The sequence below is a fragment of the Mycobacterium basiliense genome (assembly GCF_900292015.1).
GTDB lineage: Bacteria > Actinomycetota > Actinomycetes > Mycobacteriales > Mycobacteriaceae > Mycobacterium > Mycobacterium basiliense.
This window is the reverse complement of record NZ_LR130759.1, coordinates 4,216,439-4,234,149: the sequence shown is the minus strand read 5'-3', so window position 1 is coordinate 4,234,149 and position 17,711 is coordinate 4,216,439. Positions and strand designations below refer to the sequence as shown.

The following is a 17,711-nucleotide window of genomic DNA, read 5'->3' as shown; positions in this document are numbered from 1 at the left end:
AATGGGCGTCAAGGCGACTTGGCATCCCTCGAGGGTCCGTCAGAAGACCCGACGCGACGTGTCAGTGGGTCGGGCGCCCCCGCGAATCCGCCATGTCAAACCTGCTCACCCGGAGCTCCGGGGGCACCGGTTGTGCCGGTGGGGGCCCTGGTGCCAGTGTTCTGCAGGCCGCCGATACCACCGCTACCGGCGGAACCTCCGGAACCGGCGATTTTGCCGTCACCGCCGTCACCGCCGTTTCCGCCGGGTCCGCCGGGGCCACCTTGACCTAGACCGAAAGTCCCACTGCCACCGTCACCGCCCATGCCTCCGTTGCCGCCGCTACCTCCGTTGCCGCCGTGACTGGTTTGGCCGATGCCCGAGGCGCCGGCGTCACCGCCCGCGCCGCCATTTCCTCCGCTACCCCCAGTGGCACCCATGCCGCCGCTGAGCCCGCTGCTGCCGGAGCCGCCGGTGCCGCCGTTGCCGCCGGCCCCACCATTTCCGCCGTTGCCACCTCGACCTTGATAGTTGGGTGCGAAGGGGTAGTCAGCCCCGGTAAATCCACCTGCGCCGCCATTGCCTCCCGGACCCCCGTCGCCCCCGGTGCCGCCGGTGGTGGGTCCCGTTGTCAATGTGCCACTGTTGCCGTTGCCGCCGTCGGTACCGTTGCCGCCGTTGCCGCCGTTGCCACCCGCACCGGCGCTGCCTATTCTCCCGCCGTTGCCGCCCGCCCCGCCGTCACCGCCGGCTTGGCCGGGGCTTGCGGCGTCGCCGCCATTGCCGCCGTTGCCGCCGCGGCCGGCGATGACGTTGGAGGGGAAGGCACCGTCCGCGCCGTGCGCACCTTGGGTGGAGCCCGCCCCGCCCTGGCCGCCGGCGCCCCCGGCCCCGGGGTCTCCGCCGTTGCCGCCGTTGCCGCCGTTGCCGCCCTTGCCGAAGAAGCTAGCGCCATCGGCGCCGTTGCCGCCGTCACCCGGCCCGCCGCCGGCGCCGCCGTTGCCGCCGTTGCCCCCACCTCCCTGGGCGCCGTCTTGGCCGGAGGGCGACAACGCCGCCCCACCGGCGCCTCCGGTTCCGCCGGTTCCGCCGGCCCCGCCGGTCCCGCCGTTGCCGCCGTTGCCGCCGTTAGCGCCGGACCCGAATAGCCCGTCTAGTCCCCGAGCACCGGTACCCCCGGCGCCACCCACCCCGCCGGTGCCGCCGTTGCCGCCGTTGCCCCCGTTGCCTGCACTACTGCCTCCGTTGCCGCCGGCGCCGCCGACACCGCCCGTCCCCCCGGTTTCGCCGGTGCCGCCGTCCTGGCTTGGGCTGATGGTGTCGGTGCCCTTGCCGCCGGTTCCCCCGGTGCCGCCGTCGCCGCCGTTGCCGCCGTTGCCGACCGACCCGCCGTTGCCGCCGGCCCCGCCGGTACCGCCGACCTGCCCAAGGCCGGTGGCATCGGCGCCTCGGCCGCCGTTGCCGCCGTTGCCACCGCTGGTGGGGGAGGCGCCGTCGGCGCCGCTAGCGCCGTGGGTGGAGCCGGCCCCGCCTTGGCCGCCCGCACCGCCGGCCCCGGGGTTTCCGCCGTCGCCGCCGCGGCCTCCGGTCCCGTTGTTGACAGTCATGTCGCCGTTGGAGCCGTCGGCGCCGTTGCCCCCGATGCCGCCGGTACCACCCCTGCCGCCAACGCCACCGGCGCCTTGGGCGCCGGTTTGGCCGGAGTCCGCCAACGCGGCGCCACCCGCTCCGCCGGTGCCGCCGGTGCCGCCGTTGCCGCCGGAGCCGCCGTTGCCGCCGTTGCCGCCGTCGGCGCCTGGATTGCCGAAAGCTAGGCCGAACCCGCCGGCCCCGCCGTTGCCGCCGATCCCGCCGGCCCCGCCGGTGCCGCCGGCTCCGCCATTGCCGGCGTTTATGCCGCCGGCTCCGCCGGCTCCTCCGGTGCCGCCGGTGCCGCCGTCGCCGCCAACGGAACCGGTGCCACCGCCGCCGAAGCCGCCCAGACCCGGGGCGCCGGTGCCGCCGGTGCCGCCATCGCCGCCGTTGCCGCCGTTGCCGACCGACCCGCCGTTGCCGCCGTTGCCGCCGGCGCCGCCGTTACTACCTGGGATGCCGGCACCCAGCACGGGCTGGCCATCAGCGCCTCGGCCGCCGTTGCCGCCGTTGCCACCGCTGGTGGGGGAGGCGCCGTCGGCGCCGCTAGCGCCGTGGGTGGAGCCGGCCCCGCCTTGGCCGCCCGCACCGCCGGCACCGGAGTTTCCGCCGTCGCCGCCGCGGCCCCCGGTCCCGTTATTGACATTCATGTCGCCGTTGGAGCCGTCTCCGCCGTCACCCGCGATGCCGCCGGCCCCGCCGCCGCCGCCGGCGCCACCGACGCCTTGAACGCTTGAAGTGCTTAGCGCAGCCCCGCCCGTGCCGCCCGCCCCGCCGGCCCCACCGGCACCACCGTTACCGCCGCTACCGCCCGCAGCGCCGCCAAAAGTTGAGTCGGCGCCGCGGCTACCCATGCCACCGGCGCCACCGATCCCGCCGGTGCCGCCGAACCCGCCAGCGCCACCGACTCCGCCAGTGCCCGTTGCGCCGCCCCCGCCGCCGTCGCCGCCGGCCCCGCCGGCCCCGCCGTCTTCACCATGGAGGTTGGATGTGGGATTGCCTGCTGCACCTTCTCCGCCGATGCCGCCGGTGCCGCCTCGCCCGCCGGAGCCGTTGACACCGCCCGTGCCCGTGTTGCCGCCTTGGCCGCCCTGGCCGCCTTCACCGCCCCTGAGACCGGCACCGCTCGGGCCCGCCCCACCGCCATCGCCGCCAGTGCCGCCAGCGCCGCCGCTACCACCGGTGCCGGCCGCGCCCGCATGGCCGGTTGTTCCCAAGAAGCCGGCGGAGCCGCCGGCGCCACCCGCGCCGGCATTCCCCCCGGTCCCACCCGTACCACCGCGACCTCCGTCGAGACCCATCTGCGTGAGACCGTCGCCGCCCGTGCCGCCTACACCGCCTTGGCCGCCGATACCACCGGCGCCACCGGAACCGAACAGCAGCGCGCGGGAAACCCCACCGACACCGCCCATACCACCGGTGCCGCCGGCGCCGCCGGTGGCACCGATGCCCCCCATGTCCACCGCGCCTGGACCTGCATCCACTCCGGCCCCGCCGGCTCCACCAACCCCGCCTGCCCCGCCGGACCAGCCCAGCAGCGCCCGGCCCGGGCCGCCGGCGCCGCCATTTCCACCTGTCCCGGCGGCGATGCCGTTCGCGCCGTCCCCGCCCAGGCCGCCGCTACCGCCCGTCCCGCCGTTGCCGCCGAGCCATCCACCCGCGCCGCCGGCGCCTCCATCCCCTCCGGCTTGCCCCGGCGCACCGCCAGCGCCGGTTCCGCCGGGACCGCCGTGGCCAAATAGCCCCGCCGCCCCGCCCGTGCCGCCATCGCCACCAGCCTGCCCGGCATTCGAGCCGCCGGCGCCGCCCGTGCCATAGAGCCATCCGCCGTGGCCGCCATTGCCGGCGACTCCGCTTCCGGTACCGGTGCCGCCCGCGCCGCCGGTGCCGATGAGTCCTGCGGCTCCGCCGTTGCCGGCGATGCCGCCGGTACCGACGTTGCCGCCGGCGCCGCCGGTGCCGTAAAGCCATCCGCCGTGGCCGCCCGCCCCTGCGTGGGCGCCGGTGCCGCTGTTGCCGCCGGCGCCGCCGGTGCCGATGAGTCCTGCGGCTCCGCCGTTGCCGGCGATGCCGCCGGTACCGACGTTGCCGCCGGCGCCGCCGGTGCCGTAAAGCCATCCGCCGTTGCCGCCTGCCCCTGCGTGGGCGCCGGTGCCGCTGTTGCCGCCGGCGCCGCCGGTGCCGATGAGCCCGGCGGCACCACCGTTACCTCCGGCGCGGCCGGCTCCGGTCTGGGAGTAGCCGTTCCCGCCATTGCCGTAGAGCAACCCACCGGGTCCGCCGTCGGGGTGGCTGGCGGTTCCGTCGGCCCCGTCGCCGATCAGTGGGCGGCCTAGCAGCGTCTCGGTGTGGGCATTGAGGGTGCTGAGTAGCCGCTGCTCGAGGGCGGCTTCGGTGCTGGCATAGGAGGCGGCGGCGGCGCCCAGCCGCGCGACAAACTCGGCGTGAAACGCTGCGACATGCCCACTGAGGGCCTGGTACGCCCGACCGTAGTCGCCAAACAGGGTCGAGATCGCGACCGACACCTCGTCCAACGCTGCTGCCCGGACCTGCGTCGTGGCGGCCGCAGCGGCAGCATTGGCTGCGCTGATACCCAGGCCGCTGCGGGCCAAATCGATGGCTGCCGCCGACAAGATCTCTGGTGTCGTGACCACAAACGACATCACTGTTCTCCTAACTGGTGGCCGACGCGGGAGCGGCCGCCGGTTGTTGTCTCTGACTCGTGGTGACATTCCGCCCTTTTGGCCAGCTGGCGGCGCGCGGTAGCGGCGTGCCCCCTGAGGCACTGGCCGGGCTAGCTTGGGCGAGGCGGATGCCAGGTCCTGCAGAGCGGCGATCCGGTGCCGTGGCACCGATACCTACGCAGCAGCGTTTGCGCGTTGCATCGATGACCTGGCTGGGTAAGGGCCGACCGCGGTGCGACGCGTTTCGCAGCCCCCTGGCACCGAGGCACTGTGCCGCGGTCACGTGCGAGGGTCTGCGCGAACGACCCGCTTGTGCGGGGCTCACGAGGTGTGGCCGCCGACACCGTCGGCACCCTCGGCGGGAATGCCTCTCGGGTTTCCTGCGGGGCTGCCGCCGGCGCCGGGGGTGATGCCCGGCGAGCCGGTGCCGGCACTGCCGCCCGCGGCGATCACCTGCGTCGCCGGTGCGGTGGCCGCGGTGGCGGAGCCAATCGCCTCTATCCCGCCTAAGTCCGCTGCCGCGGGCGCGCGCACGCCCACACCAGCGGTCACAAAAGATGCCATCAGCGGCCCCCATGACGCGAGGCCGACCCCCGCATGTAGAAACTTCCGACGACCGAATCGTCAACCTACGAGCGCATGCAGGGGCCCGTAGTCGACTACCTCATCCCGCGCTGTCGACATGCAACGAACTACCCCATGTGCATCACCCGAGGCGCCGACTGCCGGGCGGGTCGGTGTCACTGATTCGCCATCGCCGGCAGCAGGGAAGTGGCCTCAACAACACGGCCCGCCGACCCTGTTGGAACGTGGGTCCCGCCTCCATGATTGCCTTCTGCGGCATTTCTCAGTGAGCAGAACGGCGCAAACTCCATGGGCAGAAAATGTGGGCCCGAACGGCGCGCGGGAATTGATAACAGAATCTACATTCATTATGTGGTGGTCCGCGGCCCCTTAATTGGTCGGGGCAAGGAACTTCGGGTAATTGCTGAGGCGCTCGGCATGGACGACAGCCGAGGCGTCCTGATCTTTGGTGATCCTGGGGTCGGCAAAACGAGGCTTGCTGAGGAAGCGGCCGCAGCGTCCGAAGCACAGGGTTGGGTTGTCCACCGAGTCACCGCGAGTATCACCGCGCAGTCAATCGCCTTGGGCGCCTTCACTACATGGTCGACCGGGAGTCATGCCAATCCGCACGACGCGGCCCAACAGCTGGTTTCGGCGATGACTGCTGCCAGCGCGTCGGCGCCGGTATTGATCAGCATCGACGATGCGCATCTGCTCGACAACCTGTCGGCTTTTGTCGTGTACAGCCTGCTCCAGCAGCGGCAGGCCAAAGTACTTATCACGGTCCGCGCCGGCGCGCCCGTGCTCGACGCGGTGATGACGCCATGGAAAGAAGGGGTCCTTTATCGCGTCGATTTACCGCCGCTATCCGAATCGGAAAGCTCCGATTTACTTCGGAGCTCATTGGGCGGACAGGTTAGCGACGATTGCACCGAGCGGCTTTGGGATTTCACCCGCGGTAATCCCGCGTACCTGGCTCACGTGATCGAGCAGGAACGCGCCATCGGCAACCTTGTCCAGGACCGTGGCATGTGGGTCCTGCGCGCGCCTCCCACCGTGTCGCCGTCGTTGCGTGATTTGGTGCGGATGCAATTCGGTGCTCTCACGGAATCGGTGCAGGAGGTCGTCGATCTGGTCGCGGTCGCGGGATCTGTTGGCCGATCCGTGCTCACTTCGCTCACTGACCACGAGGCGTCGGCGCAGGCGGAGCGTCTGGGGTTGATCCGTGCCGACGATTCAGCGCCCGACGTCATCCTGCTCGCACACCCGATGCATTCCGCCATCAGCCTGGCTCAATGCGGCCCGTTGCGGCAGAGTCGTTTGCGCGGGCGCCTTGCCGCGGCGATGACCAGCCCGGACAACACCGCCCCGGTTGATCCCGCCCAACTAGGGCTTCTCTGGCTCGAATCGGATCTGCCGCCTGACGCTGGTGTGTTGTCGGCAGCTGCGGCGGCCGCCTTGGGGCAACTGGATATCGAGTTCGCCCACCGGTGCTCGCGCGCCGCCGTCGACGCGGGCGGTGGTATCGGCGCCAAGTTGCAACTCGCCTACTGCCTATTCCTGTTGGGCAGAGTTGGCGATGCGCATGACGAATTGGGTCGGATCCGCCCCGATGAGCTGCGCGGCACGGACTTCCTCGACGATTTCAGCCTGATGACCATGAACCTCCTGTTCGGGTTCGCTCAGCCGGAAGAAGCTTTGCGACTGATCGAGCGAGCGTTGCAGGGTTCGACCGGCATCCGTGCGCACCAGCTCAACACGTTGCGCGGTTTCCACCTCGGGTTCACCGCCAACCCAACGCAAGCGATCGCTGCGCTATACGCCGCTGATCCCGCGCAACTTGACCCATATGGCGCCGTCATCTGCCTTGGGATGCGCACGCTCGCACATGGAGAGTGCGGACACCTCAGTCAGGCGCGTCGGGAGGCGGCACGGTCCTGGAGGATTCTCGACGACGCGCGCGACGGATTCAATGTGGCTAATCTCGCCAAACTGCACACCCATGTGCTGGTGCTCGCTGGAGACCTCGCCGGGGCCACTGAGGTGGCCCGACAGGCGTACCGCCGCTGCCTGGGCATGGCGCCTGTCGCGCGAACCCTTTGCTCGGCAACCATCGGGGCGGTGGCGCTGGCTAGCGGGGACCTGGCGGTGGCACGTCGACGGTTGCACCCCGGTCAACTCAAGTTGGGGCAATTCGGGCTGATCATGGGCCACACCTATCGGTACCAGGTGCACTACACCGCGGCGCTGGCGCGATCGGGATGTGTCCAGGACGCGGTGTGCGCGCTCGAGACTGCGGCCGAAGTTCGCCGACCCCATCTGTTGTACATCGAGGCCACATATCTGCTGGCCCAGGCCTGGGTGGCAGCGGCGCAGGGGCAAATGGAACGCGCGCGCGACATCGCCTCCCGGGCGGCAACGTTCGCACGCGAGCACGGCCAGCTGGCCAGCGAAGTCTTCTGCCTGCAAACCTCGGCGCAGTTCCACGACACCACTGTCGCAGACCGGCTGGCTGAGTTGGCCACTGTTGTCGAAGGGCCCCGTGCCCCGATCGCTGCTCGGTATGCGAAAGCGCTCAGCGACGACGCCGCGGCAGAACTGGAAGCTGTAGCAGCGGACTTCGAGATGATGGGAGATCTGCTCGCTGCAGCGGACGCGGCAGCCCATGCGTCATCGGCCTACCGAGTCGCCGGCCGGCGCGGCAGCGCCCTCACCGCCGGCGCTCGCGCTGAGGGCTTGTCCAAACGTTGTGGCGGCGCGGCCAGTCCGGCGCTCGCTGGGGCAAAAATCGCGTTCCCGTTCAGCCACCGTCAACGGGAGATCGCGCTACTGGTGTCGAAGGGCCTGACCAACCGGGCGATCGCGGAGATCCTGTCGCTGTCGGTTCGCACTGTGGAAGGCCATATTTACCGCGCTACCTTCAAGGCCGGGATCGCCAGCCGAGCAGAATTGGCCAAGCTTGTCCAGGAGTTCGATGATTGATGGGTTCGGCTTCGATGTGGCGCTGGTGCGGATCACCGGCTGGTGCTGTGGGCCGTGAGACGCGCGACGTCGAACTCCGCGATCTCTCCGCCGGGGGTGCGCCCGTTGGCCGCGAGGGCGAGCCATCCGTCGATGCGCCCGTCAACCGAACGCCGCCGAAACTCCACTACTAGCCGATTCTCGCCCTCAGTCCCGCACCGCGGCCAGCACCCCGTCGCCCAGCGGCACCAGGGCGGGGGTGAGGCGTTCGTCTTCGGCGATCAGGCGCGCCGCCTCCCGCACCGCGGTCACCTCGGCATCGCGGGCCGCCGGATCGCCGGCCCGCCCACCGAGCGCGGCCCGATGCACCACAATGACCCCGCCAGAGCGCAGCAACCGCACACCCTCGACCACATAGTCCGGCTGGTCGATCGGGTCAGCGTCGACGAAGACCAGATCATAGGATTCGTCGGCGAGTCGGGTCAGCACTTCTTGAGCACGGCCGCCGATCAGCCTGCTGCGCGATGGCCCGATACCGGCCTCGGTGAACGCCCGCTTGGCCACCCGCAGGTGCTCGGGCTCGATGTCGATCGTGGTCAGTACGCCGTCATCGCTCATCCCGGATAGCAACCACAGACCGCTGACGCCGGCGCCGGTCCCGACCTCCGCAACTGCCTTGCCGCCGCTGAGCTTGGCGAGCATGCTCAACAGCGCACCCACCGCGGGTGTAATCGCCCCAACGCCGATGTCGACGGCGCGATCGCGGGCTTGGGCCAGGATCGCGTCTTCGGAGATCGAACCCTCGGCGTGCGCGGACAATAATTCGGCTCGACTGGGGGCCTGCCGGCCGGGGGTGACCGCGCTGTTATCGGTGCCGTCCATGACCGCAGCGTATGTCGGGTCGGCGACGTAGGCGGGCAGGCGCGCCCGTCACCAGGACCCAAGCCAAGGCCATGTGAGCCTGGCCGACACGCCCGGAACCTACGGCTCGATGAATTTCACCGCCAACCCGAAAGCGCAGGCAGAGCAAGGTTACGGAATGGTTTCTCAGCTAAAGCTCAGTTTGCTCATATGCCGCCCACACGCCCATACGCGACGGTATCGGTATGGAAGGCGGCGGACGCTGGGTGGGGAATACAGATTGGCAACTCCGCGTTGCCGCCGGTGACGAACTGTGGAGACTCGAGGGCAGGGAAAATCCGGAGGAAGTGAACATCACCACATCAGGCGCGACAACCGCGACAACCGCGACAACCGCGACAACCGCGACAACCGCGACAAAAATGTCTCACCCCCAACTGGTCCGCGACGACGAGTGGGTGGAACCGTCCGAGGGATTGCTCGGTACGGCGGTATTCGATGCGACCGGGGACAAGGCCACCATGCCGTCATGGGACGAGTTGGTGCGTCAGCACGCCGATCGGGTGTATCGGCTGGCCTACCGTCTTTCCGGCAACCAACACGACGCCGAGGACCTGACCCAAGAAACCTTTATCAGGGTTTTCCGGTCCGTCCAGAATTATCAGCCCGGAACGTTCGAGGGCTGGCTGCACCGCATCACCACCAACCTGTTTCTGGACATGGTCCGGCGGCGGGCCCGCATCCGGATGGAAGCGTTGCCTGACGATTACGATCGGGTACCCGCCGACGACCCCAACCCGGAGCAGATCTACCACGACTCACGACTCGGGCCAGACTTGCAGGCAGCCCTGGATTCGTTGCCGCCGGAGTTTCGCGCCGCGGTCGTCTTGTGCGACATCGAAGGTCTCTCGTACGAAGAGATCGGCGCGACCCTGGGCGTGAAGCTCGGCACCGTGCGTAGCCGGATACACCGGGGACGCCAGGCGCTGCGGGATTACCTTGCCGCACATCCCGAACACAGCGAGTTGGGTAGCCGGCCAGTCGGGACGGCCAGCTAAGCGACGCACTGCGCACTCGATCATCGGTTTGGCCACTACACGGTTGCCAGCTGGTCCCAAATCCTGGAGTTTTGGCCATCAATGATGGTTGGCAGGCGCGGGTGCGCGCTACATTCGACATAGTCGATGGCGCGAAATGCCGATGGCGCGTAATGGCAGGAAAGGAGCTGGTGATGGCCGACCGGGGACATGTGTTTCGGCGCGCGTTCTCGTGGCTCCCCGCTCAATTCGCATCGCAGAGTGATGCACCGGTCGGTGCGCCACGTCGCTTCCGCTCGACCGAGCACCTCTCTCTCGAGGCCATCGCCGCGTTTGTCGACGGTGAGCTGAGGATGAACGCGCACTTGCGGGCCGCGCATCACTTGTCGTTGTGCCCGCAATGCGCGGCCGAAGTCGACGACCACAGCCGCGCGCGCGCCGCGTTGCGCGACTCTCATCCGATCCGTATCCCCAGCACGTTGCTCGGGGCGCTGTCGGAGATTCCGCATTGCCCCGCATCGGAACCGACTCAGGACACGTCGCCGCTGGCCGACCCCTTCGCCGAGCGCGAGGCCCGTGGTCAGCGGAAGCATCCCTAGCTTTGACAACCGTCTGCCTGCGTCCAGGGCCGAGTGGTGCTGCGCGCGGTTCATGCCGACCGACCGGGATCCATGGATACTAGGGTGGACACGACGATGCCGCGCCCATCGGGCGGCCCGTATTAGCTCCTGTCTACCAACGCTCGAGAAGATCTCCAGAAGAGGATCACGTGATCTCCGACCAAGGCAATAACAGTGGCCAAGACGGCGGCCCCCGGCTGGCGCCGCGTCCCATCTCCCGGCCACCGGTCGATCCCGCATCGCGTCAAGCGTTCGGGCGTCCATCGGGGCTTCAAGGTTCGTTTGTTGCCGAGCGGGTGCGCCCGGAGAAGTATCGCGATCAGTCTGACTTCAGCCCGCACGATCAACCGGCCGACCCCGTGTTGGAAGAGGCGTTCAGCCGTCCCATCGGCGGGGTTGATTCGCTGCAGCGCCACCCCATCGATGCCGGCGCGCTAGCCGACGAGAAGAGCGACGGCCAGCTGGAGGACGCCGATGATCCGTGGCGTGATCCCGCGGCCGGTGCGGCGCTGGGCACCCCGGCCATAGCTCCGCCGCCACCCCCCAGCGGGTTGGGCCAAACCGGCAAGCTTGGGGTGCGCGACGTGCTGTTCGGCGGCAAGGTTTCCTACGTCGCGCTGAGCATCCTGCTGTCGATCGCCCTGGTGATCGGCGCCATCGGCGGTGTGATCGGTCGCAAGACGGCCGAGGTGGTCGAGGCCTTCACAACATCGAAGGTGACCTTGTCGACCAGCGGGAATGCCGAGGAGCCGGCGGGTCGGTTCACCAAGGTAGCGGCCGCGGTCGCTGACTCGGTCGTGACCATCGAGTCGAAGAGCGACCAAGAAGGCATGCAGGGTTCCGGCGTGATCGTGGACGGTCGGGGCTACATCGTCACCAACAACCACGTGATTTCTGAGGCCGCCAACAATCCCAGCCAGTTCAAGACGACCGTGGTGTTCAACGACGGCAAGGAAGTGCCCGCCAGCCTGGTGGGCCGCGACCCCAAAACCGATCTGGCGGTGGTCAAGGTCGACAATGTGGACAACCTGACCGTGGCCCGGCTAGGCAACTCCGACAAGGTCCGCGTTGGTGATGAGGTGCTCGCGGTCGGTGCACCGCTCGGGTTGCGCAGCACCGTGACGCAGGGCATCGTCAGCGCACTGCACCGCCCCGTCCCGTTGTCGGGTGAGGGCTCTGACACCGACACCGTCATCGACGCCATTCAGACCGACGCCTCGATCAACCACGGGAACTCCGGTGGCCCGCTGATTGACATGGATGCCCAGGTGATCGGTATCAACACCGCCGGCAAGTCGCTGTCGGACAGTGCTAGCGGGTTGGGTTTCGCGATACCGGTCAACGAGATGAAATTCGTCGCGGAAACGCTGATCAAGGACGGCAAGATCGTGCACCCGACGATCGGGATCACCACCCGTTCGGTGAGCAATGCGATCGCCTCTGGTGCGCAGGTGGCCAATGTTAAAGCGGGAAGTCCCGCGCAGAAAGGCGGCATCCTGGAAAACGACGTGATAGTGAAGATCGGGAACCGCACCGTCGCCGACTCTGACGAGTTCGTCGTTGCCGTGCGCCAGTTGACCATCGGTCAGGACGCCCCGGTTGAGGTGGTCCGCGATGGCCGGCATGTCACGTTGATCGTCAAACCCGACCCTGACACCACCTAGGCTTCCGCTGGTGTTCGCCAACATAGGCTGGGGGGAAATGCTCGTACTTGTTGTGGTCGGGCTGGTAGTGCTTGGGCCTGAGCGGTTGCCCGGAGCCATCCGCTGGACGGCAGGTGCGCTCCGCCAGGCGCGGGACTATCTCAGCGGCGTCACCAGCCAACTCCGCGAGGACATGGGGCCCGAATTCGACGATCTGCGTGGCCAGCTCGGTGAGCTGCAGAAGCTGCGGGGCATGACCCCACGCGCGGCGCTGACCAAGCACCTCCTCGACGGCGATGACTCCATCTTCACCGGCAACTTTGACACCCCCGCCGCTGCCAGCGCGGCGCAGCCGGTGGAGCAGGCGGCCGGTACCCCAGAGGCGCAACATGGCGCGGACGAGCCGGCTCGCCCACCGTTTGACTCGGATGCCACCTGAGCAGCGCTCAGTGTCGGGTCGGGTCCAGCCCCAATGACATGCCCGCCAGTCCGCGTCGCCGTGCGGCCAACCTGTCCGCGATGTTCAGCAATTCCTTGCCCACCGCGGAATCGGGCGCGCTCAAGACCAGCGGTGTACCCGAGTCGCCCGCGTTCACCAGTGCGGGGTCCAGCGGAATCTGACCTAGCAGCGGCACGTCGGCGCCCACCGCGCGGGTCAGCCGCTCGGAAACCTGCTGACCGCCGCCTTCGCCGAACACCTGCAGGGTGGTGCCGTCCGGCAGGGTCAGTCCGGACATGTTTTCCACTACGCCGACGATCCGCTGGCGGGTCTGCAGCGCGATGCTGCCGGCCCGTTCGGCCACCTCGGCGGCGGCTAACTGCGGCGTGGTCACCACTAGAATTTCGGCGTTGGGGATTAGCTGAGCCACCGAGATGGCGACGTCGCCGGTCCCGGGCGGCAAATCGAGAAGCAGCACGTCCAGGTCACCCCAGTACACGTCGGCCAAGAACTGCTGTAGCGCACGGTGCAGCATGGGCCCGCGCCACACCACGGGCGTGTTGTCTTGGGTGAACTGGGCGATCGAGATGACCCGCACCTCGTGGGCGATGGGCGGCAGGATCATCGATTCGACCTGCGTGGGCCGGTCGGTGGTGCCCATCATCCGGGGAATGGAGTGGCCGTGGATATCGGCGTCCAGCACGCCGACCGACAGGCCGCGGGCGGCCATTGCCGCAGCCAGGTTGACCGTGACGGTGGATTTGCCGACACCGCCCTTGCCGGACGCGACCGCATACACCCGGGTCAGTGAGCTGGGCTGAGCGAACGGGATGACGGGCTCGCGGGCGTCGCCGCGCAACTGTTTGCGCAGCTCGGTACGCTGCTCATCGTTCATCACATCCAGGCTGACGCGCACGGCTCCGGTGCCGGGAACGTCGCCCACCGCCTGGGCGACCCGATCGCTGATTTCCGACTTCTTGGGGCACGCCGCGGTGGTGAGGTAGATTTCGACATGAACCGCGCCGTCCGGGCTGACGTCGACGCTTTTGACCATCCCGAGGTCGGTGATGGGGCGCCGAAGTTCGGGATCAATCACTTTGGCCAGCGCGGCGCGGATGGTGGCGGTCAGATCGGCGTCATCTCGAGTTGCGGACATCACTGCCGAGTCTAGGCGGCGCCGACTCGGCCGGGACGGCCAGTCGAGCGGTCAGCTGATCGGCGTGAGCACCGGCCCGCCGGGTGCCGGTGGATTGGGTGTCGGTGCCGGCGGAGGCCCGGCCGGCTTTGGTGCGGGGTTGGCCGGCGCGGATGCACCCGGTGCGGGGTTGGGCGGCGCAGGTGCTGGGTTGGCCGGCGCGGGACCGCCCAGCGGGGCCAGCGGATCCGCTGGTGGCGCCGCTGGAGGAGCTGGAGGAGGTGGCGGCGGCATGATGCCGAACGGCATCGGCCCGCCCACTGGGGGTGGTTCTGGCGGGCTTTGCGGGGTTATGCAGATCAGTGTGCAGCCGGGTTGGGGCGCCTGTGGCTGTGGGGTGGGTTGCAGCCAGGGGAACATCGGCGGGGGCGCGACGGGCACCGGCGGGGGGCCAAAGTTGATCAGCGGCATGTGCCCCGCCGGGTCGTTGATCCCAAGGCCGTTGGCGTTCAACGGCAGATTGGGCCCAAGCCCCTCGGATTGCTCGAGGTGCGCATCACCGATCGGTGGCGGCGGGCCGGTGATCGGCGGCAGGTCGACCGGGAGTACACCGGTGGCGTAGGCCGCCGCCCAGCCCAAGACGTTCTGGGCGTACGGCATCGAGTTGTTGTAACGCAGGATGGCGGCCATGACTTGCGCGGGATCCCGCAGGTTGAGTCCGCCGCTGCACAGGTACCGTGCGGCGGCGAGCGTGGAGTCGAAGATGTTTTGCGGGTCGGGCACCCCGTCGTTGTCGCCGTCGACGGCGTAGCGGGCCCAGGTGCCGGGCAGGAACTGCATCGGGCCCATCGCGCGGGCATAGGTGACCCGATTGCCCACCTTGCTTTGGATGATGATCTCGTTGCCGGGCAGCGTGCCATCCAGCGCGGGGCCGTAAATCGGGCTGACAGCGGTGCCGCGCTCGTCAACCGCCCCGCCGTTGGCGTGCATCGACTCGATGCGTCCGATGCCGGCCAGCAGGTTCCAGCTGATGCCGCAACCCGGCGCGGCCACGGCCATCTTCTGCTCGGCGTTGCGATACGCGGTCAGCGCCATGACCGGAATACCCAGTGCACCGGGCGAATTCACGACCATTGCCGGCGGTGGAGCAGAGCCGGTGGTCTCGGCGAAGTGGAAGCTGGTCGGCGGACGTTCGACGGCGATGACGGCTGGGCCGGACAGGTCGACGACGGGGGTCGGGGCGACCGCGGCCACCGGCGTAACGGCGGCCTGTACCCGCGGGATTTTTGCGCGGGATGCGGGTGCCGCAGCGCCGACCGCCCCGGCAAATACCAGTGGGGCGATCATGGCGATGCCGAATACCGGCGATCTCACTACGCAAAGGGCACCTTGTCGCACCAATGCGACGGCCGGGCGGGCACCCCAGCGTCCCCCTATGCGCACCTCGGCCGTCCTCAGGTTGTGTGAGCCGTCGGGAAAACTACGTTTGGTTAGCTTCGTGAACTAGATCACCATACATAACTCTTGTGACACGAGTGGCGCAATGGGGTAGTCGGTTCTCAAACGGATTTTTTTGTCCGTCGCTCCGTTCCGTCCGGCGCCTGGGCGGGGTCCGCTTCCGGCCGCGCTGGTTGCAATTCCTCGACGAGCGTGCGCAGATTTTCCAGTTCGTGGCGTAGGTAGTCGCGAGTTGGGACCTCACCGATGGCCAACCGCAAGGCGGCCAGCTCGCGCGCCAGGTATTCGGTGTCCGCCTTGGTCTGTGCGGCGCGCCGACGATCCTCCTCGAGGGCGACGCGGTCGCGGTTTTCCTGACGGTTCTGGGCCAGCAAGATCAGCGGCGCCGCATAGGCGGCCTGTGTGGAGAACGCGAGGTTGAGCAGGATGAACGGATAGGGGTCCCAGCGCCAGTGCGCCGCGAAGAGATTCAACGCGATCCAGGTCAACACCAACCCCGTCTGCAGTAGCAGGTAGCGCCCGGTGCCGAAAAACCGCGCGATGGATTCGGTGATCTGCCCAACGGCCTCAGGATCCATCCGCGGAGTGAACCTGCGCGATGTCCGCGGCGTGTACAGTCGCCGCGTCGCTGGGGACTTGCTCACAAGGTTCCTCCGGTTCTGGCGGGTCTGCCGGCGGGGTCTAGCTGCTGCACATCAACGCGCCAGTCGTGCGGCAGTAAGTGATCGAGAAGGTCGTCGACCGTCACCGCACCGAGCAGGTGGTTCTGGTCGTCAACCACCGGCCCGCAGACCAGGTTGTAGGCGGCGAAATAGCGCGTCACGGCGGCCAGCGGTGTTTCCGGTGTCAGGGTCAGCAGGTCGGTGTCGACGATTCCGCCCACCAACTCCGCCGGCGGTTCGCGAAGCAGTCGCTGCAGATGAACGTAGCCCAGGTAGTGGCCGGTGGGGGTGGCGGTCGGCGGGCGCGCCACGAAAACCATGGATGACAAGGCAGGGGTCAGGTCGGGATCACGGACTCTGGCCAATGCCTCGGCAACCGAAGTGTCGGGAGTAAGCACCACCGGATCTGGGGTCATCAAGCCGCCCGCGGTGTCTGGTGAGTGCTGCAGCAGCCGTCGCACCGAGTCGGAATCGTCGGGGTCCATCCGGGTCAGCAATATCTCGGCATCGTTCGGGTTCAACACGCCGAGCAGGTCCGCGGCGTCATCGGGGTCCATCTCTTCGAGCACATCGGCGGCGCGCTCGGTGCCCAGTTGCGACAGCACCTCGGCCTGATCCAACTCGGGTAGTTCCTGCAGGATATCGGCCAGCCGGTCGTCGTCGAGTGCCTTGAACACCTCATAGCGGCGCTTGGACGGGAGTCCGCGGATCGCGTCGGCGACATCGACCGCCCGGCGTCCTTCGAACTGGTCCAGCAATTGGGCCACGCCCTGATCCGGCATCGCCAGCGCAGACGGGGTCAACCCACGGACATTTTGCCAGTCCACAATGTGCACCGGCCCTCGACGTCCCAGCCGTCGTTGGCTGCGGACGGCGACTCTGCTCACCATCCAGTCTCGGGTTCGGGTTTGTTCGATCCCCAGGTCGGTGATCACGATTTCCGCCGCAGCCAGTTCGGGTAGGTCAGGGTCGTTGACCTTCACCGGCGTGTCGAGCACTTGACCGATCGCCAGAACTTCGCCCGGCCGCTGTTCGAAGTGGCGCAGCGAGACGTGGGCCGTGTTCAGGGTCACCGCATTCGGCTCGATCGCCGTGACGCGGAGCATCGGTATGAAGATGCTGCGGCGGGTGGCCAGATCAACCACCAGTCCCAGCACCCGCGGCTGCTGGCGGACAATGCTGATGCTGATGACGACATCGCGGATTCGCCCGAACGATTCGCCAAACGGACCCAGCACCATCATCCGCGAGAGCCGCGCTACGTACACCCTGTTGACCGATCCCATGGTTGAGAGCGTAGGCAGCCCGCTGCGGGATCGTTGCGGCGCCGGGCGGCCCACGGGTGCCGATGGGCCTAGCGCGTTGCTAGCGAGAGGGAATGCTGAAGATTCCGACGATCAGACCGATCAGCAGGACCGCGATGCCGATCACGATGCCGGCCACCGCCAGGCCATAGCCGTCCTGACGAGTCTGCTTGATCTGGTTGAGTGCGATCGTGCCGGTCACGATGGCCACCACCGAGCCGATGCAACACAGCACGCCCACCAGGGAAGACACCAGTGAGACGATCGCCAGGGAATTGGTGCCGGGTTGTGCTGGTCCATACCCACCCAGGTAGTCCGGGGCAGGGTAGTAGCCAGCCGGATAGGACGGGGGTGGATAGCCGCCTGGGGGACCTCCGTACGGCGGCGCCATGGGCGGCGGGTACGACGGTTCCGGATACTCCCCGGCCGGGGGGCTATAGGACCCATACGGCGGATAGTCGGTCGACATCGGCGGTGGGTAGCCGGTGGCGAAATCGGGCGGATAACCCGCGGACTCGGCCGGGTGCGGCGGCGTATGCGGCGGTGGCGGGTAGTCCGCGGCTGGTGACGACATTCCCGGTGCGGCCCAGGGCGCCTCGTATGAAGGGGGACCGGGCTGTTCGAAGGCCTGCTCGCCGGCTGGAAAAGGCGGAGCCTCACCTTCGTGGGCGTCTTCGTCGGAGGAGCCGCCGGGACCTGTCATGGTGATCAACCTAGCTTATGGACAATCGG

13 protein-coding genes are annotated in these 17,711 nt (G+C 68.6%); 5 read left to right on the top strand and 8 right to left on the bottom strand.

The window, feature by feature from the left end; all coding sequences use genetic code 11:
• Positions 1-95: 95 nt before the first annotated feature.
• Positions 96-4,274 (bottom strand): PE family protein, encoded by a 4,179-nt coding sequence (locus MB901379_RS24070; protein ID WP_174237041.1) that lies wholly within the window; start codon positions 4,272-4,274, stop codon positions 96-98.
• A gap of 342 nt (positions 4,275-4,616) precedes the next feature.
• The gene (locus MB901379_RS17785) at positions 4,617-4,859 is read right to left on the bottom strand and encodes a hypothetical protein (protein WP_158017824.1); all 243 of its coding nucleotides are present in this window, start codon (positions 4,857-4,859) and stop codon (positions 4,617-4,619) included.
• A gap of 309 nt (positions 4,860-5,168) precedes the next feature.
• Between MB901379_RS17785 and MB901379_RS17780 the strand changes: the two genes are divergently transcribed.
• Entirely contained in the window at positions 5,169-7,841 is a 2,673-nt protein-coding gene (locus MB901379_RS17780) for a helix-turn-helix transcriptional regulator (protein ID WP_158017823.1), read from the top strand.
• A gap of 186 nt (positions 7,842-8,027) precedes the next feature.
• Here the strand turns inward: MB901379_RS17780 and MB901379_RS17775 are convergent, their stop codons facing one another.
• A complete protein-coding gene (locus MB901379_RS17775; RefSeq protein ID WP_158017822.1) occupies positions 8,028-8,702 on the bottom strand; it encodes an O-methyltransferase in 675 nt (224 codons plus the stop codon).
• 245 nt (positions 8,703-8,947) lie between these two features.
• Here MB901379_RS17775 and sigE point away from each other — a divergent pair, with 245 nt between their 5' ends.
• The 4 genes from sigE (at position 8,948) to tatB (ending at position 12,420) form a co-directional block, all read left to right on the top strand.
• Positions 8,948-9,739 carry an RNA polymerase sigma factor SigE gene (gene sigE / locus MB901379_RS17770; protein ID WP_408632302.1) on the top strand — a complete coding sequence of 264 codons (792 nt, stop codon included), beginning with the start codon at positions 8,948-8,950 and terminating at the stop codon, positions 9,737-9,739.
• Between the two features lie 173 nt (positions 9,740-9,912).
• Positions 9,913-10,317, top strand: a complete 405-nt coding sequence (rseA, locus tag MB901379_RS17765) for an anti-sigma E factor RseA (RefSeq protein ID WP_162334405.1) — start codon at positions 9,913-9,915, stop codon at positions 10,315-10,317.
• Between the two features lie 170 nt (positions 10,318-10,487).
• Complete coding sequence (htrA, locus tag MB901379_RS17760) at positions 10,488-12,002, top strand: serine protease HtrA (RefSeq protein WP_158017819.1); 1,515 nt, start codon at positions 10,488-10,490, stop codon at positions 12,000-12,002.
• Positions 12,003-12,012: 10 nt separating this feature from the next.
• Positions 12,013-12,420 (top strand): Sec-independent protein translocase protein TatB, encoded by a 408-nt coding sequence (gene tatB, locus MB901379_RS17755; protein WP_158017818.1) that lies wholly within the window; start codon positions 12,013-12,015, stop codon positions 12,418-12,420.
• 7 nt (positions 12,421-12,427) lie between these two features.
• On the opposite strand, the gene MB901379_RS17750 is transcribed toward tatB, so the two are convergent.
• From MB901379_RS17750 to MB901379_RS17730, 5 genes are all read right to left on the bottom strand, one after another.
• Positions 12,428-13,576 carry an Mrp/NBP35 family ATP-binding protein gene (locus MB901379_RS17750; protein ID WP_158017817.1) on the bottom strand — a complete coding sequence of 383 codons (1,149 nt, stop codon included), beginning with the start codon at positions 13,574-13,576 and terminating at the stop codon, positions 12,428-12,430.
• 51 nt (positions 13,577-13,627) lie between these two features.
• The gene (locus MB901379_RS17745) at positions 13,628-14,998 is read right to left on the bottom strand and encodes a lytic transglycosylase domain-containing protein (RefSeq protein ID WP_158017816.1); all 1,371 of its coding nucleotides are present in this window, start codon (positions 14,996-14,998) and stop codon (positions 13,628-13,630) included.
• A 116-nt stretch (positions 14,999-15,114) separates the two neighbouring features.
• Positions 15,115-15,657 (bottom strand): DUF1003 domain-containing protein, encoded by a 543-nt coding sequence (locus MB901379_RS17740; RefSeq protein WP_158017815.1) that lies wholly within the window; start codon positions 15,655-15,657, stop codon positions 15,115-15,117.
• The gene (locus MB901379_RS17735) at positions 15,654-16,961 is read right to left on the bottom strand and encodes a magnesium transporter MgtE N-terminal domain-containing protein (protein ID WP_158017814.1); all 1,308 of its coding nucleotides are present in this window, start codon (positions 16,959-16,961) and stop codon (positions 15,654-15,656) included. Before MB901379_RS17735 ends, MB901379_RS17740 begins: the two co-directional genes overlap by 4 nt.
• Positions 16,962-17,040: 79 nt before the next feature.
• Positions 17,041-17,682: a DUF4190 domain-containing protein gene (locus MB901379_RS17730; RefSeq protein ID WP_158017813.1), complete on the bottom strand. Its 642-nt coding sequence runs from the start codon at positions 17,680-17,682 to the stop codon at positions 17,041-17,043.
• Between the last annotated feature and the right edge of the window lie 29 nt (positions 17,683-17,711).

What these genes read in the sequence shown, in the direction of transcription:
- MB901379_RS17750 (WP_158017817.1), bottom strand. Translation starts at nt 13,576, where the DNA reads ATGTCCGCAACTCGAGATGACGCCGATCTGACCGCCACCATCCGCGCC.
- MB901379_RS17785 (WP_158017824.1), bottom strand. Translation starts at nt 4,859, where the DNA reads ATGGCATCTTTTGTGACCGCTGGTGTGGGCGTGCGCGCGCCCGCGGCA.
- rseA (WP_162334405.1), top strand. Translation starts at nt 9,913, where the DNA reads ATGGCCGACCGGGGACATGTGTTTCGGCGCGCGTTCTCGTGGCTCCCC.
- MB901379_RS17775 (WP_158017822.1), bottom strand. Translation starts at nt 8,702, where the DNA reads ATGGACGGCACCGATAACAGCGCGGTCACCCCCGGCCGGCAGGCCCCC.
- MB901379_RS17735 (WP_158017814.1), bottom strand. Translation starts at nt 16,961, where the DNA reads ATGGGATCGGTCAACAGGGTGTACGTAGCGCGGCTCTCGCGGATGATG.
- MB901379_RS17780 (WP_158017823.1), top strand. Translation starts at nt 5,169, where the DNA reads ATGGGCAGAAAATGTGGGCCCGAACGGCGCGCGGGAATTGATAACAGA.
- MB901379_RS24070 (WP_174237041.1), bottom strand. Translation starts at nt 4,274, where the DNA reads ATGTCGTTTGTGGTCACGACACCAGAGATCTTGTCGGCGGCAGCCATC.
- MB901379_RS17730 (WP_158017813.1), bottom strand. Translation starts at nt 17,682, where the DNA reads ATGACAGGTCCCGGCGGCTCCTCCGACGAAGACGCCCACGAAGGTGAG.